17 protein-coding genes are annotated in these 23379 nt (G+C 42.6%); 4 read left to right on the forward strand and 13 right to left on the reverse strand.

Translation table 11 applies throughout. The features are described from left to right. Positions 1-10 precede the first annotated feature (10 nt). Complete coding sequence (locus tag KQP79_RS22365; RefSeq protein WP_004315230.1) at positions 11-1849, forward strand: RagB/SusD family nutrient uptake outer membrane protein; 1839 nt, start codon at positions 11-13, stop codon at positions 1847-1849. A 244-nt stretch (positions 1850-2093) separates the two neighbouring features. Beyond that, on the forward strand, positions 2094-2579 hold the full coding sequence (locus KQP79_RS22370; protein ID WP_004306452.1) for a flavodoxin domain-containing protein: 486 nt from the start codon (positions 2094-2096) through the stop codon (positions 2577-2579). Positions 2580-2669: 90 nt separating this feature from the next. On the opposite strand, the gene KQP79_RS22375 is transcribed toward KQP79_RS22370, so the two are convergent. After that, entirely contained in the window at positions 2670-3182 is a 513-nt protein-coding gene (locus tag KQP79_RS22375) for a GNAT family N-acetyltransferase (RefSeq protein ID WP_118419174.1), read from the reverse strand. 333 nt (positions 3183-3515) lie between these two features. Between KQP79_RS22375 and KQP79_RS22380 the strand changes: the two genes are divergently transcribed. Beyond that, the gene (locus KQP79_RS22380) at positions 3516-3881 is read left to right on the forward strand and encodes a DUF6463 family protein (RefSeq protein ID WP_004309084.1); all 366 of its coding nucleotides are present in this window, start codon (positions 3516-3518) and stop codon (positions 3879-3881) included. A 54-nt stretch (positions 3882-3935) separates the two neighbouring features. Here KQP79_RS22380 and KQP79_RS22385 read toward each other — a convergent pair whose 3' ends face one another. From KQP79_RS22385 to KQP79_RS22400, 4 genes are all read right to left on the reverse strand, one after another. Then, on the reverse strand, positions 3936-4514 hold the full coding sequence (locus KQP79_RS22385) for a DJ-1/PfpI family protein (RefSeq protein WP_008777386.1): 579 nt from the start codon (positions 4512-4514) through the stop codon (positions 3936-3938). Positions 4515-4596: 82 nt separating this feature from the next. Beyond that, complete coding sequence (locus KQP79_RS22390) at positions 4597-5451, reverse strand: methylated-DNA--[protein]-cysteine S-methyltransferase (protein ID WP_008777385.1); 855 nt, start codon at positions 5449-5451, stop codon at positions 4597-4599. Continuing rightward, a complete protein-coding gene (locus KQP79_RS22395; RefSeq protein WP_015531337.1) occupies positions 5448-5978 on the reverse strand; it encodes a methylated-DNA--[protein]-cysteine S-methyltransferase in 531 nt (176 codons plus the stop codon). Before KQP79_RS22395 ends, KQP79_RS22390 begins: the two co-directional genes overlap by 4 nt. Positions 5979-6475: 497 nt before the next feature. Then, entirely contained in the window at positions 6476-8569 is a 2094-nt protein-coding gene (locus KQP79_RS22400; protein WP_061448243.1) for a BT4734/BF3469 family protein, read from the reverse strand. A gap of 347 nt (positions 8570-8916) precedes the next feature. Here KQP79_RS22400 and KQP79_RS22405 point away from each other — a divergent pair, with 347 nt between their 5' ends. Then, a complete protein-coding gene (locus KQP79_RS22405) occupies positions 8917-9573 on the forward strand; it encodes an HU family DNA-binding protein (RefSeq protein WP_061448229.1) in 657 nt (218 codons plus the stop codon). 209 nt (positions 9574-9782) lie between these two features. Here the strand turns inward: KQP79_RS22405 and KQP79_RS22410 are convergent, their stop codons facing one another. The 8 genes from KQP79_RS22410 to KQP79_RS22445 all read right to left on the reverse strand — a co-directional run bounded on the left by KQP79_RS22410 (position 9783) and on the right by KQP79_RS22445 (position 23337). Next, positions 9783-10862, reverse strand: a complete 1080-nt coding sequence (locus tag KQP79_RS22410) for a linear amide C-N hydrolase (protein ID WP_061448230.1) — start codon at positions 10860-10862, stop codon at positions 9783-9785. Positions 10863-11121: 259 nt separating this feature from the next. Continuing rightward, on the reverse strand, positions 11122-13179 hold the full coding sequence (locus KQP79_RS22415; RefSeq protein ID WP_061448231.1) for a glycosyl hydrolase family 95 catalytic domain-containing protein: 2058 nt from the start codon (positions 13177-13179) through the stop codon (positions 11122-11124). Positions 13180-13300: 121 nt separating this feature from the next. Beyond that, positions 13301-15160: a PQQ-binding-like beta-propeller repeat protein gene (locus KQP79_RS22420; RefSeq protein ID WP_061448232.1), complete on the reverse strand. Its 1860-nt coding sequence runs from the start codon at positions 15158-15160 to the stop codon at positions 13301-13303. 31 nt (positions 15161-15191) lie between these two features. Continuing rightward, the gene (locus tag KQP79_RS22425; protein ID WP_229093005.1) at positions 15192-16109 is read right to left on the reverse strand and encodes an endonuclease/exonuclease/phosphatase family protein; all 918 of its coding nucleotides are present in this window, start codon (positions 16107-16109) and stop codon (positions 15192-15194) included. Between the two features lie 17 nt (positions 16110-16126). Beyond that, on the reverse strand, positions 16127-17923 hold the full coding sequence (locus KQP79_RS22430; RefSeq protein WP_061448233.1) for a RagB/SusD family nutrient uptake outer membrane protein: 1797 nt from the start codon (positions 17921-17923) through the stop codon (positions 16127-16129). Positions 17924-17940: 17 nt separating this feature from the next. Then, positions 17941-21453 (reverse strand): TonB-dependent receptor, encoded by a 3513-nt coding sequence (locus KQP79_RS22435; protein ID WP_009040648.1) that lies wholly within the window; start codon positions 21451-21453, stop codon positions 17941-17943. A 228-nt stretch (positions 21454-21681) separates the two neighbouring features. Beyond that, positions 21682-22701 (reverse strand): FecR family protein, encoded by a 1020-nt coding sequence (locus KQP79_RS22440; RefSeq protein ID WP_061448234.1) that lies wholly within the window; start codon positions 22699-22701, stop codon positions 21682-21684. A 33-nt stretch (positions 22702-22734) separates the two neighbouring features. Further along, positions 22735-23337: an RNA polymerase sigma-70 factor gene (locus tag KQP79_RS22445; protein WP_061448245.1), complete on the reverse strand. Its 603-nt coding sequence runs from the start codon at positions 23335-23337 to the stop codon at positions 22735-22737. Positions 23338-23379: the final 42 nt, after the last annotated feature.

A 23379-nucleotide genomic window follows, 5' to 3' on the forward strand; every position in this document is an offset into this window, starting at 1 on the left:
GATTATAATCATGAAAAGGATATATATAAAATTCATATTTTGCAGTGTGCTGTTCTCGGCCTTATCTCTACATTCCTGCACCTTGGAGGAATACAACCCGGGCGCATTTACCAAAGAGGCTTTGGCTACTTCCATCGATGGATATGAAACCCTGATTAACCAGTGTTATTTTGCTATGGAAAGGTTTTACTACGGTTCTGCGGACTGGATGTCACTGACTGAAGGCGACACCGATCTTTGGACGTATAAAGCCAACGAATCAACAAGTTACACACAGTGGTTCTGGTTTTTCGCAGGAACATCACCCAATACGACTTACACCAATAATTGGTGGAACGGGACATACGACGGTGTGGGAGCCTGTAACGAAGCTATCGCATTAGGAGACAAACCTCCCTACACCACGGAAGAGGAGCGGAATGCCAAGATTGCGGAAGCCCGTTTTCTTAGAGCTGTCTATTATTTCAATGCAGTGGAACAATTCGGAGCAGTGACGATGCTCACAGAACCGATAACAGCGGAAACACTGACTTACTCCCCCACCCGCACCGATCCGATGACTATCTATCAGGAAGTAATCCTGCCCGATTTAAGATTCGCATCCGAATGGTTGCCAACAGGTACGCATGCAACTACTACCACCCCGACGAAGAAAGCCGCTCTCGGTTTTCTGGCTAAAGCCTGCTTGCAGACGTACGAATATGGAAGCACCGAATATTTGCAGGAAGCTCTGGATACAGCCAAGAAATTGATTACCGATTGCGAAACCGGCGGTGGGAAATACAATACGTATATGTATCCATCGTATAGCGAAGTGTTTAAAGAGAGCAATAACTGGGAAAACAAGGAAGCTCTCTGGAAACATCGCTGGTATGCAGGAGCAGACGGTCACGGATCAAGCAACGGAAACTACAAGTTGAACCGCAACGACGAATACTTCTTATGCAATATCAATAAATTCGGTGCACGTGAAGACAATCAGGAAACACGTCTTACTTGGGAAGGCTCAATTACCGGTATCTTTATGCCCACACAGCATTTATTGAGTTTATATGTACAGAAAGACGGAACATTGGACCCCAGATTTCATGAATCGTTCACTACAGAGTGGAACGCGAACAAGAATTACACGTGGGATGAAAGTGCCGTCCACATGTATGACAAGGAAGAAACCGTCATTGGCAAAGCTCTGAATAAAGGTGATTTAGCCATTAAATTCATCATGCCGCAGGACATCGATTATGCGACAGAGAAACAAAAAGAACACATTTCTGATTATTTGCTAATTGATTATCATCATGTATATAGTGATGACAATAATAATGTGAACATGAATTATGCTTATACAAACGTCACTGGCAATTACAAAAATGACGGCACAAATGAGAACCAATTCCGCTACTATTATCCATCACTGAATAAGCATAACAGCAGCAATTATTATGTAGCCAATGCTTCCAAACAGAGAAACGGTAATCTGAATGCAACGTTTATCATGCGCATGGCAGAAGTTTATTTGATTGCGGCAGAAGCTGATATTTACCTGAATGGTGGTGCGAATGCAGCCGGTTATATCAACAAGGTTCGTGAACGTGCCGGAGCAAATCCGCTTACAGGGAGTATTACAGTACGAGATATCTTAGACGAAAGAGGCCGTGAACTTTGCGGAGAATATTGCCGCTTCTACGACTTGAAACGGACAGGAATGTTTAAGAACTCGGAGTATCTGGAGAATACTCATCCGGACTTAGCACAATTCTTTCACCCGAATTATGCATTACGTCCCATTTCAACTACATTTACTGCAACAATCACCAATGGCAGCGAGTATCAAAATCCGGGATATTAAGTAGGAATTTCAATATGTACAGGTATTATGGAATCAATCTTGGCACCTGTACATTAATTATATATTAAGAAATGCTCCCTATCTCGTTTTGAGATGGGGAACATACTTTTCAAATATGAGAAAAACAAGATATAGATTAATTATATCGAAAACTGTTTGCTAGTCAGAATAAAGTCTCTACCTTTACAAAGGATAACCATGTCACTTATTAGTGGCTATTTAAAACCGCTTATGCCTGTTGAAAATGAAAACAGCTATCATATATTATTCAAAACATGGAACTACCGAGCGAGTAACACACCTTATCGGAGAAAAGTTGACTAATAAAGTTGACTACATCTCATTAAAAGAGTGTCCGAGACCTGATATTCGAACTTACGATCGAATAATTCTCGGAACAGCCATTTATGCGGGCTCTCCAAACCGAAAAATTACTCAATTCTGTCACAATAATCAACTGTTATTAGAGCAAAAAGTAATAGGGTTATTCATCTGTTGTATGAACGAAGAGCAAGAAGCGGAAGAAATGAATAAGGCTTTCCCGGAGTTCTTGCAGAGATTATCGATTCCCAAAGCCATTTTAGGTGGCGAGTTTCAGTTTGACAAAATGAATTTCATCGAAAGATTTTTGACGAAGAAAATAGCGAAAGTAAATTCTTCCGTTTCGAAGCTGAGATATGATGCTATAAATGAGTTTACAAGTCAGATAAAAGATAATCATTTATGGTAACTTCTTGAGTTATCTATTGAGCAACTTTGTATTCAAATAATAAATAGAATGGCCGTATAAGAAAACTTCTTTCAAAAGAAGTTTTCTTATCTATTTAAGACAATACCTATAATCGCAATCTTTTACTTTTACGAATCCATTACTTAACAATGTTCTTATGGATAAAACATTAGCCTCATCAGGGTCAGCCAATATCTCTTTCCCTCCTATTTCGGCAATTTCCCCGATCAGCTTCTTTACAATAATCTTCCCGATGCCCTTACCCAAATATTCCTCTTCGCCTATGAGATAACCTATTTCAAAGACTGTCCCTTTCTCATCGACAGTTTTTCCGTAATGTTCCGGTATATATTCTTTTTCAAAAAAACAATCCAAATACAAACAAAAGCCAATGGCTTTATCATTATAATAAACAATGAAATGTTTCATATAATGATATTGGGTATTTCTATTATTTACCTCATCCAACCAAGCCATTTTATGTTCTTCTCCGTCAGGGCAAAACCATTTATAAATATATTCTTTAGCCAACCATTTACTGAAAATGTCTACATCCTTATCACGCAAAGGCTTTATTGTGATCTTATCATTCTTAATATCCATACTTTTTGTGGTGAGACGCCAGCCTCTTTTATAAACTCCATAAATCCAACTATTTGAAATACAAAGATATAATTTTCAATACAATAAAGAAGAACTAAAGGATATTTATAAAGCAACTCATGCCCACAGGTATCACAACAAGAAAACGAATGACCAATTATAAAGAATCTAAAACAAACACAAATGTCGAAATCATACGTTGGGAATCGTACATAATTGCTTATATTTGCGTTGTTGAGCAATTTATTAAGAACCGGATGATATGTTGAAACGGATTAAATTTCAAATTCTGTAGAAATGTACATCCCAATAAAATACTAAAAAGGCAAGAACATGAAACTTTGGAAATATAGTGGAACACTTTTAACAGCAACAGGAGTCATTCATACCATTTATGCGTTATTTCTTGGAAAAGAAGCTTTTACGGAAATGCTTAACAATGGATTAATAGACTCTATTGGAGAAAATCATAACCTGGGCTTTGCTTTCTGGTTCCTAATCTGCGGAATAATACTTATTCTTTGGGGAGAGACACTTCAATACTATATCAGAAAAGAACAAAAACCGGCACCTTTATTTTTAGGTTACTTCATTCTACTGTTCACCATAATCGGTTGCATAGTCGAACCAATATCCGGTTTCTGGCTTTTCTTACCGCAAGCACTTATTATTATTTATTCAAACATGAAAAAGCAGTGAGAAGCATCATCCATAGCGAACTCAAAACCGAGTGCAGTGCTTAAATGCAACTTATTAAAATCCCATAGCATCTTTCACTAAAACCATTTCTTTATGAGAGGTCAACTTCTCTAATAAAAGCAATGCAACCCCGTATGATGTTTGAGGACAATAAGAAGTTATGATATTATCATCCACCACGATGGGAGAATTTACGATAGTTGCTCCAAATCCCTGAAGCACTTTCTGTTTATGAGCACCTCTAAGATGATAAGTTGTTGCTTTCCGACCGTTCAACACTCCACTTTTCCCAACAGGCAAAGCTCCCACGCAGACTGTTGCGATCCATTTCTTTTGTGAGTCAAACAGTCGTATCAATTCCAGAAGTTGTTCATTATATGCCTCCTCATAGAATCCGAATTCTTCAAATCCGCCGGGTATCGCAAGCGCGTCATATCCATCTGCAGACACTTCATCCATGACTTTATCCACCAAAACAGGAACATTGAAAGAACTAATCACTTTTTGATTCAAACCACAGGTCACAACATCTATTTTACAATCAAAATCCGTCTTTGCCCATCCCATAACATCTATAAAAGCACTAAACTCAATCGTTTCAAACCCTTTAGCAAGGAATACCAATAATTTCATAATCAAATTAGTTATATATTAATAATATAAGAAACAGCATTGCCCTAAAAAAAACATGAGCTAAAATCACCTTCATTCTTCCCTATAATCCCCTCTTTACCTCACCTTTTGCAGCCTCCCAACCAATCATTGCAGTCTTGCGAATCTCTCCCCAATGGTAATTTCCCAACTCACCGGAAGCACGAATGACCCGATGACACGGAATAAGGAAAGCTACGGGATTCTCACCGACAGCCGTTCCAACAGCCCGGCAAGCTCTCGGATTATTGATTCCTACGGCTATATCTCCGTAAGTAGTCAAGCCACCGACAGGAATTTTCAGTAAGGTTTCCCATACCTTTAGTTGAAAGTCAGTACCTTTCAGATGCAATTTTATTTCTTTGAGTTTACTCCAGTCCTGCGTGAAGATAAATAAAGCATTTTGCTGCACTTCATCCACAATCGAGGTAAACTTTGCATTAGGAAACTTCTTCCGTAAAGAGTTAAAAGCCGCGTCATGATCGTCTGCAAACTCCATACAACAAATACCTTTATCGGTAGACGCAATGAAGATTTCACCGAAAGGACTTTTGGCAAAACTATAATTGATAGAAAGACTTTCACCTCCGTTTTTATATTCGCCCGGCGTCATCCCTTCTATATTTACAAACAAGTCATACAATCTGCCCGTACCGGAAAGCCCTGTTTCCTGTGCCGCATCGAATAAAGACGCATGAGTTTCATTCAAGATTCTCTTGGCATATTCAATACTAGTATATTGCAAGAACTTCTTAGGGCTAATTCCCGCCCACTCCGTAAACATACGTTGGAAATGCGCTGTACTCAACGCCACCTCCCCGGCAATCTCATCCAATCCAGGTTGCCTTTTAAAATTCTCCCTTATATACCCGATTGCCTGCGCAATACGTGCATAGTCAAGCGTTTTTTGCTCATTCATAACAGAGGTTTGCCATTTAATTCCAAATCCAGCAACCGCTTTTTGGCAGGCAATCCGCCTCCATACCCAACAAGCGTGCGGTTACTACCGATGACACGATGGCACGGAGCAAAAATAGAAATAGCGTTCGCCCCATTAGCGGCAGCAACAGCACGGACAGCTTTCGGCAAATCGAGTTGTTTTGCCAGCTCACCGTATGACACAGTCGAACCGTATGGAATCTCCAACAACTTATACCATACACTCTTCTGAAACTCCGTACCAACAAAAAGCAAAGGCACCTCAAACACAGTCCGCTCGCCATTGAAATATTCATCTAACTGGCTCATCGCCTCCTGTATCACATCTGACGTACTTTCCTCATAACCAGCTTTCAGCACTTTCCGCAATCTCCTGTCTACGATATCCCTATGACTTTCAGCCGCCCAGTCACAAAGACAAAGCTTATCCTCCAGCGAGCCAAGCATCAAATCACCACAAGGAGAATGATAACGCTGTATCTTAATCACATTCGTTTTATCTTCCATACTTCCAAAGATACGTTTATTATATTTACAGTTGAAATAACAGCTAATAATATTTTCGTTTTTATACTCGCACTCTTATTTCCAATGCCGCAAAATTACTACACGCATCACTGATAAACGACCCGAAATTTGCTATTCTTACATAGAAAAGACAATCTCCCCTCCCACTCCTCCATACAATCAATCGTTCTCAATATACTTTATTACCCGGCAAGGACTGCCGATCGCCACACAATTCTTAGGAACAGCATTGGCCTTCATACTCGTACAAAGTGATATAAAGCAGAAAGTGGGAAAACCTATCCCTCAATTCAATCTCCAATTATTTTTTATACATGATTTACTCTCACACCCTCACACTTTCCCTGCATTCCCCTATTCATCGTCCTTTCAGTAATGAGGGTAAGAGTGAGGGTAGGTGAGGGTAAAAAGTTACCCTCACCCTGTCTCGTCCTGATTTTGGTTGACAAAGCCCCCTTTCACACCACCTTTATCAATTACTCTACTTTCATCAAATGATAAAGCGTCCCTTTACGAGACTTACGGCAAGGAATATTCAGTTTTTGAAGTGCACGCCCAAACTGTCCTACCTTATTAATAGCCAGTTTATCCCGTGTTTTCGTCTGTAAATAATTCAAAATCTGCATGGCAGTCAGCCATTCGCCTTCCATTTCCTCTTCTACGGGATTAAGATAGCAGTGGAACAGCTGTTCCAGCGGACTCACCTGTTCAAACTCACGGTTAGTCTGTTTTAATATGTTTTCATCCTCATCATTCAACCAATAACGTTCCCCTTTATAAATCGCCTCCATTGCTTGAGCATACAGCTGTTTGTAATTGATGGTAACGTTCGTTTGAATAGGAGCCGTCACCTCGATGCAAATAAAACGGCGGCTACCGCTAGGATCGGTAAGCAAATCTTTCTGATTGCTGGTACCGATAAAAGAAGCATAACGCCTCATTTCCCGAATCGTATTACCGTATGGTTTGCGCAGATTCGCCACAGGCTTCTGCAACAAATGCTTCAAGAACCCCTGCTGACTGACATTAATCTGATCGAACTCATCAATATTGATCAGAAAAAAACGTCCCAAATAGCGTTCCGCCTCCTGTTTACTTTTAAAATCAATACTGTCCGTATAGCCGAAACGCAACTCCGGCGGCAGAATAATACGACAGAATGTTGACTTGCGATACCCCTGCGAACCGACCAATAAAGGCGAAGTATTATTACCATGTTGCCGATCAACTCCCCTCCAATGCGCCACCATACTAAGAAACCAGCGGTAAAATAATTCCTGCCAATGCGGATTATCACAAGGCACCAGACCAGCCAATGCACGGATACGATCCTTCCCGTCCCAGCGACCTGTCTCATAAAGATATTCCTCCACAGGATTATACAAAGGAACACATTCCGAATTCAGAAAACGATCCACATCACGGTCCCACGCACTGATGCCTTCCTTCAAAGCATTGATCGCAATACTGTTGCGCACCCGTTTATCCACCGGCTTAAAGCAAAAGTGAACAGAATCGCGCTGCCGATATTCCAAATCGTCCTGCACCGTATTGTAACGGAATTCATACCGACGTTTCATAAACTCTTCCAACAGAAAAGCCGTCTCCTGCTCTTTACTGATACTGCTTTTCTTGCCGAATCCCTTACATTCCTGATAAAGATTATGCAATATCGAACGGATCACCTGCTCTTCTTCTTCGCGATAATAATGAATCATCGTCTGCCGTATCGCTTCCTCTTCGGGAAGCCCCGCTTTGAAACAATGCTCGGCAAGGCGAACCAATAAAGGCTGCAAGTCGTCCCCACGTTTCCAATCCTCCATTTCCTGAAGTGCCCTGTTCAAGGCCGCTTCATAAATCTTCGTGAATGTTTGCGCCGACTCATATCCCGGCTGCAACCGTAATAACGGATTTTTCTCTCCCAGTTTCCGCTGACGGAAAGTCTCTTCTCCCGGCATCATAAGCGGTTGTTCCAAGCAGAACGGCACCGCATCCGGATTATAATAAGGAGATTCGTCCAGCGTCATACGGCATCTCTGTGCCAAAACCGGTTCTTTCAAGTCAATATCGAAAGGCAACATCGGCTGATAACATTTCACAGCCAGCCAATAAGCATGAACATGAAATAATTCCGCCTCCGCTTCCTTGACCGGCAACCCTCCGTCATCCGGCAAAGCGAAACGCACCCATATTTTCACGCTACGCCCGCTGGAGCCACAAAAAGCGGCAAAAGTCTGTGGCAGAAGTGCCGCTTGCCGTTTCACAAACTCCGCTTCCGAGCCACCGGCCAACCGGCTCACTTCCAACTGTACCAAACCGTTGTACTGCTTCATTTTCCGTTCGCCCTCTTTGGTACGGGTATATTCCACAGCAGAATAAATGTATGGCAATTTATCAATATGTTCGTATCGGGCATACGTACCTTCCAGCAACGGTATAATCTCCCGCAAAGCCGTGATATGTCCCGCTTTGGTTTCCGTCTTCATTTTGTCGAATAGTGTGCCTGTCTCACAAATACTAAGAGTTTCTTTTCCGCTCCCGTTGTCTTGTCTGATTAAAGTAACTTTCATCCTATTTTTGTCTATTTTTTCTACAATCACATCTACATATTTAATTCCTGTAAAGATACGCTTTTATCCTCCGGTAAACAAGCATTTTATCCGATAAATACCTGCATATTATTTGCATTTGCCTTATTATTTATGTATCTTTGCTTAGTAGTTGTCAAGGGCTCACCCGTGTGAACAAACAGGCTATCAATTGTAAATAAAAACGTCTACAGACGTAAATAGCCTTGTTCACATGGGTGAGCCCTTGCAAAGCATTAGAGCTTAACAAAAGAAACATTAAGCATTAATGTATTACTATCTAAGAGAATACATAACAAGAAGAGTTCATTTAAAACAAATATAGAGCTATGGCAATATTATTCGATTGGTATGAAGACCCGAAGCCTTCAAACAAACAGCAGGGAGAAAACGAAAACACCCTGCATCCACGCATCAAATACAACGGTTCGATTGGGACCGACGTACTACGCCGCCGTATTCAGGAACGTTGTTCACTGACAGAAACAGACGTCACAGCCGTACTTGATGCGCTTTCGCACATCATGGGACAGGAATTGGCGGAAGGGCGCCAAGTTCATCTGAATGGCATCGGTTATTTCCATCCGTGCCTGACCACTACGGAACCCGTAACGATAAGTACCAAACGGAAAGCAACTAAAGTGAAACTGAAAGCAATTCAGTTTCGCGCCGATCAAACATTGAAAAACGAGTTCGGTGTGCTTAAAGTGAAAAGCCTCAAAGGAGGACTGGATTTCACCCAACTGACAAACGAAGAAATTGACTTGCAACTGACGAAATACTTCCGAACTCACCAATTTATGCGGAGACATGACTTCCAATATCTTTGCGGAATGGCAAGAAGCACAGCCATGCGACATATCCGACGTCTGCGCGACGAGGGTAAATTGAAAAATATGGGTGGAGCCATGCAGCCGATTTATGTGCCGGGAAGCGGATATTATGGTAATAATGAAGAAGTTTGTGTAAAAACGGAACAAGATTAGTCAACTCAAATCTGGACGAGACACAGGGTGAGAGTAAAAAGTTACCCTCACCTACTCTCACCTTTACCCTCACACCTGTAACCCCGATGAATAAATGGATTGAGCATAGAGGGTGAGGGTGTGAGGGTAAAACGTCACCAACATTTATTTGAAAACATTCTTAATGCGAGCAACTATTATACAAGAGTACCTCCATACCATTCCATATTTTACCGGGGAATCTTAACCATTTCAACCGGCTGCTCCTGTATCTTATCCAACGGTTGTGATTGATATTTTACCTTTGAGAAATCAATAGATTTTAAGTCAATGCAACGTATCGAATTGTTATAGGCCGTTTTATAATAAACCTTCCGGTTAGTGAGGTCGATAGCCGAGGTCCATTGCGTAGCACTGGGAATATCCGGAATATCACCCTGCGAATGTTCTATACCGATAGGAATATCAAAATTATTAAGCAAGTGGAAACATTGCTGCACGGTATCAAAGCCTGTAGCACGTTGCGGAGCTGTTCCCCGATAGAAGGCAGCACGTACAAACCGCGAAGGAGGCGTGGCATCACCCGGAATACCAAGAAAACCGGAGTTGCCACCAGTCGGCTGCAACGTAATACCGCTCAATTTTTGCACGGAAGCATCACCCGGATGAAGATTGACGTAATTGTTCAAATTTGTGAGTTGCCATTCAAAACCGGGGGCATTCGTCAATACGCCTACTTCATTCTCATAAAAATGCGGCACACCACCTACAATTTCCAACACAACCTGACGCCCCGACGGTTCACCGATACGCCAATGTACTACCGCTGTCTTTTCCAGTCCTACAACACGTACAGAAGAAAGGGCTGCCTTCACCTCGTCAATAGTGGAAAACTGCGACAACAGCCACTCCGTCACTTGAAGGTCTGCCAGTGTCCGCTGGTTCTGTGCAGCATCATACGTTTCATATCCCCCATAATGAGGAAAGAAAAATAGTCCGGCCGAAAGTCCGGCCTCATTGATTCCTTCGGCAATAAACTCTTTTTGTACAACAGCCAGACCGACCACTCCATATTTTGCCGTAAACGTTAGTCCATTGACACCCGTAGGAGTGAATGACGTGAGCTGTTGACCACGCGGAATAATCACATACTCGCTTTGCAATACACCGCGCGCCCATTCAATCGTACGGGCTTGCACATAACTGCCGTCACGGGACGTCAGCGAGATTCCCGTACAAGCTACAGCCTGAAAAGTGCTGCCACATACGGCAGCAATCCCTAACAATAAGTTCTTTGTCATCTTCATCATTATTTATATATTTATTCGCTAAAAACTCAATACTGTATAAAGACAACAAAATATGGGTTATTTTAGTTTGCAGATATATCTTTAGAAAGACAAGACTATTGCTCTGTCATCTGAAATAGCGGCATTTGTATTGTAAAAAGCATAATGGCGCAGAATAATAATCAAAGAGTAACAAATAAAAAAGCAATAAATAAACGAACTTAAATAAAAGGTATCCGAACTCTTTTGAGCAAAACAAGAAATCTCATATCCCGTCAATTCATTTAATGATATAGTTCTTTTTCTCTTTTCCTATTCCTTTCAGAGTCAAAGATTTCCATGCATCAGGGATTGCTCCTTTTCCGGCAACAATTCCCTTATCCGTAATATCCAATCCACCGAATCCCATCAATACGGACTGTAATACACCACCTGCCCCTGTCAGAAAATAAGGATTTGTACCACCGTCAAACTCGGCTATAACCCGGAAGGGCGGATTCAGATTGGGAAGATAGGAATCTCTAAAGTAATGCCATGCACGTTCACGGTCTCCCAAACGGGTAAACAAAATAGAGTAGATAGACTTCGACATGGCAGGTGTCTTCTTTCTCGGAACAGTCTGTAGATAGTATTCCAAATCCCTCCAGATCTGTTCTTTATCCGTAACAAGTTTTAACGGGAAAGCCAACAGGCAGACATCCGCTTGTTTGGTTATAGCTCCATCATACGTATCATGCTCTGCCGTTACTCCATTGGCTAGTTTCCGGAAACGAAGTTTCTCTGCCACAGTCGTCCACATAGGGTCTGATTTTACATTCAACAGTTTGGCAGCCTTACAGGCAGCTTCCAGAGTGGATTTCGCGACACCGTTTGTATAAGCATTATTATTCACGTTCTTTCCTCCTTGAGGGTTCTGATTCCATTCATCCGCTCCTATTACATTCCTGATTTCATACTCTCCCGCTTCATTCGGTTCCGAACGGCTTACCCAGTATTCGGCAGCAGCACTAAGAATGGGAAATCCCTTTTGACGAAGCCATTCCAAATCCTGCGTCACAGCATAATATTGCCAGGCTGCCATAGCTACATCTCCCGTAATATGATTTTCAAAAGGGCCGTAAATGTTGGTAACTGTATTATCTTCGTTTCCTTTACCACTACTTTCCCACGGGTACATGGCTCCTTTATACCCATGCATGAAAGCGTTATGCCTGGCTGCATCCAAACGCTGATAGCGGTACTCTATCATTGATTCCGCCAATTCGGGATGCAGCAATAATAAAGCCGGAAAAATCCACGTGTCAGCATCCCAGAATACATGCCCGTTGTAACCGAAGCCCGAAAGCCCCATCGGAGAACAGGATAATCCCGAACCTTCCCGCACAAAAGCATACGTGTGATAAAGCATACTGTGAATGTCTTGTTGCGACTGAAGATCACCCTCAATCACAATATCGCTTTCCCAAAGCTTGTCCCATGCAGCGATATGTTTGCTCCATAATCGTTCAACACCCTCTACTGCTGCAAATGCCGTCAACCGTTCCACTTCATTCTTGACGTCAGCATGAGTAGCAGCGGAAAGTGTCGTCCCGACAATCGAAAAAGTGTAAGGCTGGCCTGCCTGCAAACGGACCGTAAATTCTTGTGTATGTACCCCGACTCCGCGTGCACTCCGATGGCATACTTCCGGACGGGGAAAAGAATCGTCGAAAACAAACGATGAACAAGCACCGATTTCAAGTTCCCGGGTCGGAGATTTTGCGATTGATGTGCAGAAATCAATCGCTGTCTTTCCATTGAAGATGCGGTTGAAAGATTCCTGCGGACTACGCAACGATTCATGCACCGTCAGTATATTCGCCACAGCTACCTCTATATTTTCTTTCGGAACGATCCGCACACGCAGCAAACACGAATAAGGTAAATGACGTAATGCCGTATATTGATATTCAATATGTGCAAGCGATTGATAATCAAATTCTCCGCAAAACAATCCCTGACGCATATCCAAAGTCTGTTTATAACCGGATATTTGGGAAGCTTTCACCGTAGTTCCGTTTATCTGCAATTCCGTATCCAGCATATTGATGCCATGCAAGAAATTATTCACTCTTCCCTTTCCATAGATATCATAAAGTCCTCCCAACACGACACGGGAAATCTTCAAAGGATCGGGGGAAGAAACTAATCCCAGCATACCATTGGCTACCGTTATTCCATAATAGGACGAGGGTTCAATCTGTCCGGCAGTTATTTTCCAGGCATCTTGCGCAGATACACCAATGACAGGCCATAACCTGCTCAACAGCAGTAATATTAAAAAGTTCCTTTTTCTCATCTTATCTCTATTTTATAAGCCTTTTGTAAATGCACAGTCAGTCTTTTCTCATCAGAGCAGGGCAACGCCTGCTCCGACGAAAAAAGAGACATGCTAACTAAAAGTTTGTATGGATAAAAAACTAATACATATATCCGCTCTTACCCGGATTACCGCCCATCTGCGACCAGGCATTGGCTGCATAGCCTGTCGCCGCTCCTTCAACAGCAAATAGAGTCGGTTTTCCTTCCAGCATACCGGTCACATAGATTGTGCCGTCAGCAGATATGGTGGGCGACGATTTCAGTTCGGTTCCAAGCTGGAGTGAAGCGATAGCTTTTCCTGTAGCCGGTTCGAGTTTCACCAAGGAACCTTTTTCTGCATCATTATAGTAGATATACCCTTCATTATCTATAGCAGGAACGCCATAAGCAGTACCCGCTACTTCCGTTGCCCACAAAACGGAACCTGTAGAAGATATGGCAGTAATATATTTGTCAGTAGCTACATACACAACCCCATTTCCATCAACCACCAAGCCATAACCGGTTTGTTTATTTTCCCCTTTCACGGCAGTATACCATTCTGGAGTCGAAACTTGCCCCTTGGTAGTCTTCTTGGCATCATAGCAATAGACTAATGCTTTTGTCTCATTGGTAGATATGCGGGCTCCTAAATTAAGGCAAAGGATATATGCTTTGCCATCTGCACCAATAGCGATCTGGCTGCCATTAGGCTGGTCATTTGGAGCATAATTCTGCTCATTGGTCGACTTGCTCCAACTATTGCCTTCCGGGAAGAATATGTGTGTACCATACGATCGTCCACTACTCTGACCCGTGTTAACAAGTATCCTGCCATCTTTCAATCCTACACAACCACCATAACTTCCGGAAGACGTTTTTTCCGAATATTTAAGTACCCCGGATACCTTATCATAAATACGGAAATGTTTTCCATCTGTGCTTGGCGCCGAATTCGTCAGGATCATCACATATTGGTCCGTGACAGCCGGAGCACCGAAAGGACGCATACTCGATTTTGCGCCAATCGCTGTAAACCACATCTGCGTACCACCGTCTGCACCGCCTTTAACAGCATAGAGACTGGCAGACTTGGATGCATCTGCTCCCGCCTTGGTAGTATTGTCTCCGACAGCCACATACACCGTTCCGTCGGAATCCACCGTAGGAGTCGGGTGCTGATAGTCAGAACCTCGGTTCGGTTCATTGTTCTGTCCGCAATCAAATCCCCAAGTCCGTTCACCGAGTTTCGTGAAACAAACCAGGTTATAATTGCTGGAAGAAACATATATATACTGACCATCTGTGCTTGTTGCCGGAGAAGTGCCGTACACTACTCCCTGCTCATCGTAGGAATGAGACCATAACACGCCAAGACTACCGGCTCCCTTTGCTATATCCATTGTGACAGTCTTCGTATCTTTCCTTTTTTTATTGTCCGTCACAGTCAGTGATACGTTTATTTTTCCATGCGAACCGAAAGTGATTTTCGGGTTTTCCTCAGTAGAGAGGATAGCACCGAATGTCCATTCTCTTTTGACAATCTCAGACCCTTCCGCTGCTTTCGATTGATCCGTAAAAGCAACCTCTTCTCCCGCTACAATTCGTTCGGGCAACCAGCTGAAGTCTGCCGTAGGACGGACACCGTCATCTATTATTTTAATTGTCTTTTCAAAAACTGATTTCATCGCACCGCGATCCGAAGTGACAGTCAGACGAAAAAGATAGTCTCCGCCCTCTTCCACGCTAAATGGTTCGGGAGCAGTCAGTTCGTAGGAAACTTTACCCATAAATTCCCATTTGCAGACTGCAATCTGGGCATTCTCCGCCGTCGACGTGTTTGTCAGGGTAATCAGATCACCAATCTCATAGGATTCTTTATCTGTAGTGAATCCCGCCTGTACCCACGTCTCTTCATCAGGTGTACACCCAATCAACAGACCGATAGCAGCTACCAATAAATATATGATTCTTTTCATTGCGTTTCTGTAATTTTAGATGATCGTTTCATTACTTCACGTATTCCAATTTACCGATGATGGGATAATGATCGGAGATATAAGTGATATTCTGATAAACTTTATCTATTGTCTCGAACTTCAAAGCCTTAAAGCCTGTACAAAAGATGTGATCTACAATATAAGGATTGGCGGTACCAAAGCCTGTATAAGAGTATTTCGAGTCTGTGATCGGAGCCGATAAGCGGACATTTGTCATGAATGTTTTAACTCCGTTAAAGATATCACTGTCAATCTGCTTGTTAAAGTCGGCGGTCAGTAACATCGGCAATCCTTCCGGATTGAGCTCGGACATTTTATTCACAATCACTTCCATCGACTTGCCCGGAGCGATGGTAGAACCTACATCGATGTGAGTATTGATGAAGAAGAATTTCTTACCGGAAGCAATGTGTTTGAAAATTGCCCATGTTGCTATACGAGGAACGGTACTGTCCCATCCTAGAGAAGCCGGTACATCCGGAGTTTCGGAAAGCCAGAAACAATCCCACTTGATTAGTTCAACAGCCTTTTTCCGATAAAAGATAGGAACAAACTCATCATTGTTGGCATTGTTGGCACGGCGTCCCTTACCGACATATCCATAATCTTTCCAGTTCTCTTCCAACCACTTCAGTTGTGGTGGCCGCGCTTCCTGCATACCGATCACTGTCGGTTTATGTTCTCCGATCATCGGTATAAAAGCTGCCGTACGGGCTTCCCATGACTTTTCTCCCGTATCTTTGGTATTATAATACCGGATATTGAACGACATGACTTTAATTTGGTTATCATTCAGTGACGGGTCTTCCTCTTTTACTGTTTCAGGGTCCTTATAAAATTCTGAATAATCAGGAGTAGTATTACTGCATCCGCCTAACGCTACAACATAGATAGCAATTACAGGCAATATCTGGTTAAATTTCATCATACTAAATCTTTTATATTTTAATTCCAATTGGGGTTCTGTGATAGTTTATATCCGGCACTCTCATAGTCGCGGATCACCTGTGCAGGAACAGGATAAAGATATTGGCGGTCGTCATCGTACCAGATGCGGTTTCCCGTACCGGGGTTATATCTCAAATCGTATCCGCCTGCGGCATTTGCTGTGGCATAAAGTCCTGTTTCATTCTTTACGTTCACCGTTTTGCAGTCTTTATTGGATGATTGCGTACCGTTATCAGTAAAGTAGCAATCAGGAGTTCCGTCACCATTCAGGTCAATATCCACATTCAATGCGCTGATGTGCATACCTGTCCACGGTAGTTCCTCTATCAGTTCACCACATTTCCAACGACGCAAATCATTGAATCTCGTTCCTTCAGCCACCAACTCAATGGTACGTTCCCGACGGATTTCCAGTAAAACCGGATTAGTGATATTCGGATAAAAGACCTGCTGCAAATATGAATCAACAGTTGTAGGGAGTTTTTCCGTTCCGCCTGTAATTCCGGCACGTCGGCGCAAAGCGCCGATGGTAGTGTTCCAGTCAGCATCAGTAAGCCCACCCAGTTCGGCTTGTGCTTCGGCATAGTTTAGCAGCACTTCAGCGTAACGCAACAGGGGGATACTGTTGTTGTTCTTTTCATTGTTATCGTATTTTGTATCGTCAAGAGAATACTTGATTACATGATAACCGGTCAGGCAAACTGTCATATCGGCTACTACGGCTTTTCCGTCACGTTTGAAATCCAGTCCGCGGATGGTCTGTGCCAAACGCAGGTCACGGCTCTTCATCTCTTCCACGAAGTTTCTGGTTTCATAGCCTGTTTCGGCAGTGAACGGGGTACCGTCCAATTTCAGGTAAGTATTGACAAACGGACGAACCAGACTCCAGCCTTTACCGTACGACAGCGAGTTGTACCAGTAATTTTGAGTCCCGTAAATACCTGATGCGCTATTGGCACATACCGCCAGAATTACTTCGGAGGTAATGGGAGCTTCCAGATAGAACAAATCACGGTAGGCCCCTTTGGTACCTGTTGCCGTATTCAGCGAAAGTCCGCTGTTGTCCATCACCAGTTTGGCTGCACTGGCAGCATGGCGGTAAAGTTCTTCCGGAGTGATTTCCAGACCTGTCAGTTTGTGATAACGGCGATAGGCGGCTTCGAACAGGCACACACGTGATTTGAGTGCGGCTGCAGCCCATTTGGTGAGTGTAGAGCTATTGACAGAAGAAGTTGCCTGAATATGTTCGTAAGCAAAATCGAGATCTTCGATCATATTCTTGATAATGACGTCCCGGCTGTCACGCTCTTTATACATGACATCGTACTGGTAAGACTGGATTTCACTGCCAAACCAGGGAACTTCGCCATATTGGGTCAACTTGTCATAATAAAACCAGGCGCGGAACCAACGGGCGATACCCAAGTAATTATCGCGGGTAGCTGCATCCACTGTACACTCCTTTGAGTAGCAACCGTCGATAAAATAATTGATGTTCCGCAGGGTTCCCCATGACCAGCTGGTAGCTGTTTCCGAATTGTACGCATTTTGCTGAATAAACACATTCGTCTGCCGTACAGCGGCAATATCACACATCTCATCCTGCTGATAGCCCGTAGAAAGTGTAGGCAATGCCCGATAGAAGGAATAGGCATAAAGGCGCAATCCGGACTCGCTGCCGAAAACCATAGATTTGTCAGCCTCTACCTGCATCGTCTCCGTCAAATCGCAACTACCTAGCAGCACCGTTGCACACAGAAGCAGGATATTACGTATAGTACTTAATCTTTTCATATCTTCTTTGTTTCTATTTAGTAAGTAATAGAGATTCCTAAACTTAGATTCCGCATCGTCGGATAGTTGAAACCATCTCCTTTATTACCGGAAGTCAGGTCATTATCCGAACCTTTTGTTATCACTGTCACATCGTAATCTTTCGTGTGACGGTAGAGTGGAGACCACGACCATAAGTTCTCGCCCGAGAAATAGACAGATACTTTAGAAAACCCGGCTTTTGCTATCCATTTCTTTGGCAAATTGTAACCAAACTGCAAATTTTTGAGCCGGAAGTAAGATACATCCTGCAAGTAGCGTGTATTGGCCGTGCCTTTATATAAAGGATTGTAATAACCCGAATAACGCGGCAGATAAGCATCAGGGCGGTCTTTGGTCCAATAGTTATTCAAGTGCCACACCGGAACTTGGTTGTAAGGACGGTTATACTGTCCCCAGAAAGAACTCTCACCACTGGGATACCAGTCTTGTTTTCCCACACCGTCGAACATGGCTGACAAAAAGAAGTTATTCCAGTCGGCACTAAATGAGAGGGTATAGATGTAGCGCGGTTCGGAGTTTCCTATGATTTTCCGGTCGCCCGGTGAGTCTACTGTGTTGGCTCCGTTATCAATAGTACCTGTATTGTTCAAGTCTTCGAAGCGCATATCACCGGGATAAGTGATGTAATTGACAGATGTCTGCATCAGGTTGTTTTTGTAACCCTTTCCGTCAAAAGCCGCATCGATTTCGTCTTGTGACTGGAACAGTCCGTTACAAACAAATCCCCAAATCTCACCGATACGCTGACCTACATAATAATCATCCAAGTCACGTTTCGGGTTATTATATTTGTCTATCACCGAATGATAATCGGCAAGGGTTGCTTTGATGCCGAAGCTAAATGGTTTGCCAGCCAAACGGAACGAGTCGTTATATCCCAAAGAAATCTCGTAACCATAGGTACTCATGTCAGCATAGTTCCCTTTGGGCGACGATGCACCGAATGTATCGGGAAGCGTCGGTCCCACCGTATACATATTAACAGTCTTACGTACGTAATAATCGGCGGATAACGTAATTTTGTTGTTCCAGAATCCCAAATCGATACCGCCATCAATGGTTCGTGAGGTTTCCCAACCGATATTGTCAGGAATTTGGGCAGGATTGAGCGTGTAGCGTAACTGTGCCTTACCGTCGAGATAGCGGCCTTCGCTCGATGAGCCGGTAGTGGAATAAGTCTTCAATGAGAACTTTTCCAGATAAGAATACGGCTTCACATTACTATTGCCCAGCGCACCATAAGAGACACGCAGCTTTCCATTGGAGATAATAGCCGGATTTACCTTCCAGAACTTCTCTTCCGAGAAACGCCATGCTGCCGAAGCTGAAGGGAAAAATCCCCATTGCGAATTGTTGGGGAACTTCGAAGAACCGTCATAACGCCCGTTCACCTCAAATAGATAACGGTTGTCATAGGAGTAATTCAAACGGAAGAATGCTCCGGCATACCGCCACCGGTTACCATCACTCTTAATGGACATATTATCTCCCATAGCAAAATTTATATTTTCCACATCAGGCATCAACAAACCATTCCGCTCCGAAGAGATTGCCTTGTAATCCTGCTGTTCGTAATTATATCCCGCCAAAGCTTTCATATAATGTTTTCCTGCAAATGTATTCTCATATTCGGCATATACATTGGTGGATATATAGGTAGTCTGTTGCACTTTCTCCAACATCTTATCATCTGTTTCCGGTACTCCGAGATATTTAATCACCCCTTCGTAATCGCTATACGGAACAGCGGTAGTCTTCTTGTCTTCTATAAAATCTTTCGTACGGAAAGAGAAGTCTCCGGTAAAACGCAATTTGTTGTCCAGCATGGTTATATTCAGGGTAGTCGTATTTTTCAGCGTTTTAGTCGTACGCTTTATCCAGTTGTTGCCTGTTACCAGTCCACCGACAGAACGTGCTCCGGAGTGTGTCAAGGTTCCGTCCGGATTGAAGATTGGTTCGGACGGATGCCCTTCCATGTTGATGGCTTTCCAAACCAGACCCTCATTCTGTTCTACATAACCCAATGGTTGTGTATATTTATCATGAGTATAGTCTATATTATTGGAAATTTTCAGCCAGCTGAACACTTGTGCGCTGATTTTGGTACGCATATTCATAGTGCGGTAGGTGTCTGAGTTATAATTGAACAGACCGTCATAATCGTATAACCGTGCGGAAGTGTAGTAACTTATTTTTCCGTTCGAACCGCTGATAGATACATTATGCGACTGTGCAAACGTATGATCCTTATAAAGCGCATCATAGTAATCCTCATTTCCATAGTATGTATATTTCCCATCGGGGCCAACTGCTGTCTGTAACGTATTTCCTGCCAACTTCCGTTGCCGGAAAGTCTCCAGCCATTCTTTTGAGAAAGGTTGTGACTTATTAATGCTGGTAGGCTCTATCCCGCGGTAATTGTATTCCGCCTCACGAAACAGATAAGCCCAGACATAACCGTCATCAACGACATCCGGCACAGCATACGGAGTTTCATAGGAGAAATTTCCCGTATAATTGACCGTAAACTTATCTTTTTGCTTTGACGGATCTTTTGTTGTAATCAGGACAACCCCATACGGAGCACGTGAACCGTAGATGGCTGCCGAAGCCGCATCTTTCAATACGGACACGCTTTCTATGTCATTCGGGTTCAGCATGGCCGGATCGCCTTCTACACCGTCTATCAATACCAGCGCACTACCGCCCGCTCCGATAGACGTTACACCACGGATATTATACGAAGCCGATTGATTGGGCTTACCGTCGACTAACGAAATATTCAGATTTGGTACAGCGCCTTGCAACATCTGTGTGACATTAGCCACCGGACGATTTTCAAATACATCCGATGATACATTTTCTACCGCCCCTGTCAAGTTTATCTTTTTTTGGGTACTGAATCCGACCACCACTACTTCGTCCAACGTCTGTGTATCATCTTTCAACACTACTGTCAGATAATTCTTATTTTTCACGCTCACCTCTTGCGTCAAAAACCCCAGGTAGGATATTTGTACCACACTCCCTTCACTGACTGTCAACTGGAACTTACCGTCCATACCTGAGATTGTACCTGCCGTGCCATTCTTCTCTTTTATATTGGCTCCGATGACAGGCTCCCCTGACATGTCCTTCACTATCCCGCTAATAGTGTATTTCCTGGAGGATTGTTGTGCGGACTGGCCGCTTTTCTTCTTGATGATAATATCTTTCCCTTGGATAGTGTAGCTAACATCTTGTCCTGCCAAGACCTGTTCTACCACCTTCTCAATAGGTAAATCTTTGGCTAGCACTGTCACAATCTTTTTGGTATTCAGATCGTTTGTTGCAAATGCAAATGAATATCCGTTTTGCTTCTGTATTGTTTCAATAGCCTGCTTTACTGTTACATTCTTCAACTGCAAATTGATAAGCTGCGCAAATGAGCTTAGATAAGAGCATAGCAAGAGCAGGACCATGAAAAAGACTTTCTTCTTATTTTTCATAAGTCAATGGATAAATAATTGATAAATAGGATGAGAAGTTTAGGATTTTATTTATATTTGCCTAAGCTTTCATCAATTAAAGTCACTGTGGCTTTTAAGATAGAAAGGCAAGAGGTCAGGGGATGGAAAAGGAACCTGACCTTTTTATATTTCTATCAGGAGAGGTGAATCATGTTTTTACTAAATGGCTTTTCATATTTCTTTAAGTTTTAAAGGTTTAACATCTGTTCATTTGGGAAGTGTGATCACAATATTTTTTCCATTAATGGTATAAGTCATTTTGTCTGTAGACGACAATACATTCATAATCTCCTGAATACTTTGCTCTCTTTTACGGAAGTTTCCATAAAAACGAATCGTATTTAACGTGTCGTCTGCAACGGTTATTTTTACGTCATAGCTTCTTTCCAGTTCTTTAATGATATCTGAAAGCAAAATTTCATCAAAGTAAAGGCGGTCGTTTGTCCATTCAGCACTGTAAGCGGCTTTGGTATCGGATACAGATAGTTTTCCTGTTTTTTTATCCAACAGCGCCTGTTGGTCCGGATGAAGTATGGTCTCTTTTTGCCGGGTATTCAGCGCTACCTTTCCTTCCAGCAGACAGACTTTAGCTTCCAAATCGTCTTTATAATTCCGGAAATTAAATTTAGTTCCCAATACTTTGACGTCTAGTTCTTCCGTATGTACTTTAAAAGGTATCTCCTCATTTCTGGTTACTTCAAAATAGGCTTCTCCCGACAAGTTCAATGAACGTTCATTAATTCCAAAATCTTGTGCATAGCTCATTTTGGAACCCGCATTAAGCCAAACCAACGTTCCATCAGGAAGATACAGTTTGGTTTTTGAACCGTATGGAGCTTCCACCGTAATCTGTGTCAATTGATTCCGGAGTACTCTCTTTCCACTCTGAAAGGCAATCGTTCCACAGAAAAAAACAATTACAACCATTGCAGCGGCATACATCCACGGACTGATAGTGAGTGTTTTTCGTTTTACCGATGGTTGCACAAGGTTTTCTGTATGCTCTAAAAATAATTGATAAGCCCGCTCTTTGTCGAAATGCTGTTCATCTGCTTCATCAGAAGCAGCGATCCATACTTCTTGCATATCGGAAAAATATTTCCGGTTTTCTTCCGAAACATTCAGCCAATTCTGTAACGACTGCATCTCTTCCGGTGTCAGACTGTTTGTCAGATAACCGATTATCCAATCATTGACTATATCCGTATGTGGTGATTGTTCATTCATAAAAGATAGTGCCTTTATATATACTACAGTTTTTTATAATAACAGGGTAGGATAAAAAGCAAAAATAATACATAAAAAAGTGCCCAGTTCTTTTTTAAGTATTACTAATGCGCTCTTTATATGATACTTAACCGTATTTACAGAAATGCCAAGTTCACGAGAAATTTCTTCGTAACTCATTTCCCGGAAGCGGCTCATGGTGAATACCTGTTTGCAGGCAGGCGGTAATTTGTTGATAGATTCGTGGATTTTCGATTCCAATTCTTCTTTTAGCAGGTTGCCTAAAGGATGCTCATTGTCAGAAACGATATTTTGCAATTGAATACCAGCCTGTTCAATGGTAGAAAAACGTATCTCTGTCTCCTGCTGTTTGAGGGCTAAGTAGTTCAGACATTTATTGCGTACGGCTATTATCAGATAGTTGCGAAGAGGAGGCACCAGTTCCAATTTGTCTCTGACTTCCCAAAGATGAAAGATTACATCGTTCACTATGCTTTCCGCCTGCACTCTGTCTTTCAAGAGATAATAACTAAGTTTGCAGAGAGCAACATAATGATAATCATATATATATTTATATGATTCATTATCCCCGGCCTTTAACTTTTTTATAATGTGTTTTTCATCAATTGGAATCATATTCTGTTTTTTCTGCTCTGCAATATTCGGATAATATATTGA

It is taken from the genome of Bacteroides sp. DH3716P, assembly GCF_025914115.1.
In the GTDB taxonomy this organism is placed as follows: Bacteria; Bacteroidota; Bacteroidia; order Bacteroidales; family Bacteroidaceae; genus Bacteroides; species Bacteroides ovatus.

What these genes read in the sequence shown, in the direction of transcription:
- KQP79_RS22365 (WP_004315230.1), top strand. Translation starts at nt 11, where the DNA reads ATGAAAAGGATATATATAAAATTCATATTTTGCAGTGTGCTGTTCTCG.
- KQP79_RS22370 (WP_004306452.1), top strand. Translation starts at nt 2,094, where the DNA reads ATGAAAACAGCTATCATATATTATTCAAAACATGGAACTACCGAGCGA.
- KQP79_RS22375 (WP_118419174.1), bottom strand. Translation starts at nt 3,182, where the DNA reads ATGGATATTAAGAATGATAAGATCACAATAAAGCCTTTGCGTGATAAG.
- KQP79_RS22380 (WP_004309084.1), top strand. Translation starts at nt 3,516, where the DNA reads ATGAAACTTTGGAAATATAGTGGAACACTTTTAACAGCAACAGGAGTC.
- KQP79_RS22385 (WP_008777386.1), bottom strand. Translation starts at nt 4,514, where the DNA reads ATGAAATTATTGGTATTCCTTGCTAAAGGGTTTGAAACGATTGAGTTT.
- KQP79_RS22390 (WP_008777385.1), bottom strand. Translation starts at nt 5,451, where the DNA reads ATGAATGAGCAAAAAACGCTTGACTATGCACGTATTGCGCAGGCAATC.
- KQP79_RS22395 (WP_015531337.1), bottom strand. Translation starts at nt 5,978, where the DNA reads ATGGAAGATAAAACGAATGTGATTAAGATACAGCGTTATCATTCTCCT.
- KQP79_RS22400 (WP_061448243.1), bottom strand. Translation starts at nt 8,569, where the DNA reads ATGAAAGTTACTTTAATCAGACAAGACAACGGGAGCGGAAAAGAAACT.
- KQP79_RS22405 (WP_061448229.1), top strand. Translation starts at nt 8,917, where the DNA reads ATGGCAATATTATTCGATTGGTATGAAGACCCGAAGCCTTCAAACAAA.
- KQP79_RS22410 (WP_061448230.1), bottom strand. Translation starts at nt 10,862, where the DNA reads ATGATGAAGATGACAAAGAACTTATTGTTAGGGATTGCTGCCGTATGT.
- KQP79_RS22415 (WP_061448231.1), bottom strand. Translation starts at nt 13,179, where the DNA reads ATGAGAAAAAGGAACTTTTTAATATTACTGCTGTTGAGCAGGTTATGG.
- KQP79_RS22420 (WP_061448232.1), bottom strand. Translation starts at nt 15,160, where the DNA reads ATGAAAAGAATCATATATTTATTGGTAGCTGCTATCGGTCTGTTGATT.
- KQP79_RS22425 (WP_229093005.1), bottom strand. Translation starts at nt 16,109, where the DNA reads ATGATGAAATTTAACCAGATATTGCCTGTAATTGCTATCTATGTTGTA.
- KQP79_RS22430 (WP_061448233.1), bottom strand. Translation starts at nt 17,923, where the DNA reads ATGAAAAGATTAAGTACTATACGTAATATCCTGCTTCTGTGTGCAACG.
- KQP79_RS22435 (WP_009040648.1), bottom strand. Translation starts at nt 21,453, where the DNA reads ATGAAAAATAAGAAGAAAGTCTTTTTCATGGTCCTGCTCTTGCTATGC.
- KQP79_RS22440 (WP_061448234.1), bottom strand. Translation starts at nt 22,701, where the DNA reads ATGAATGAACAATCACCACATACGGATATAGTCAATGATTGGATAATC.
- KQP79_RS22445 (WP_061448245.1), bottom strand. Translation starts at nt 23,337, where the DNA reads ATGATTCCAATTGATGAAAAACACATTATAAAAAAGTTAAAGGCCGGG.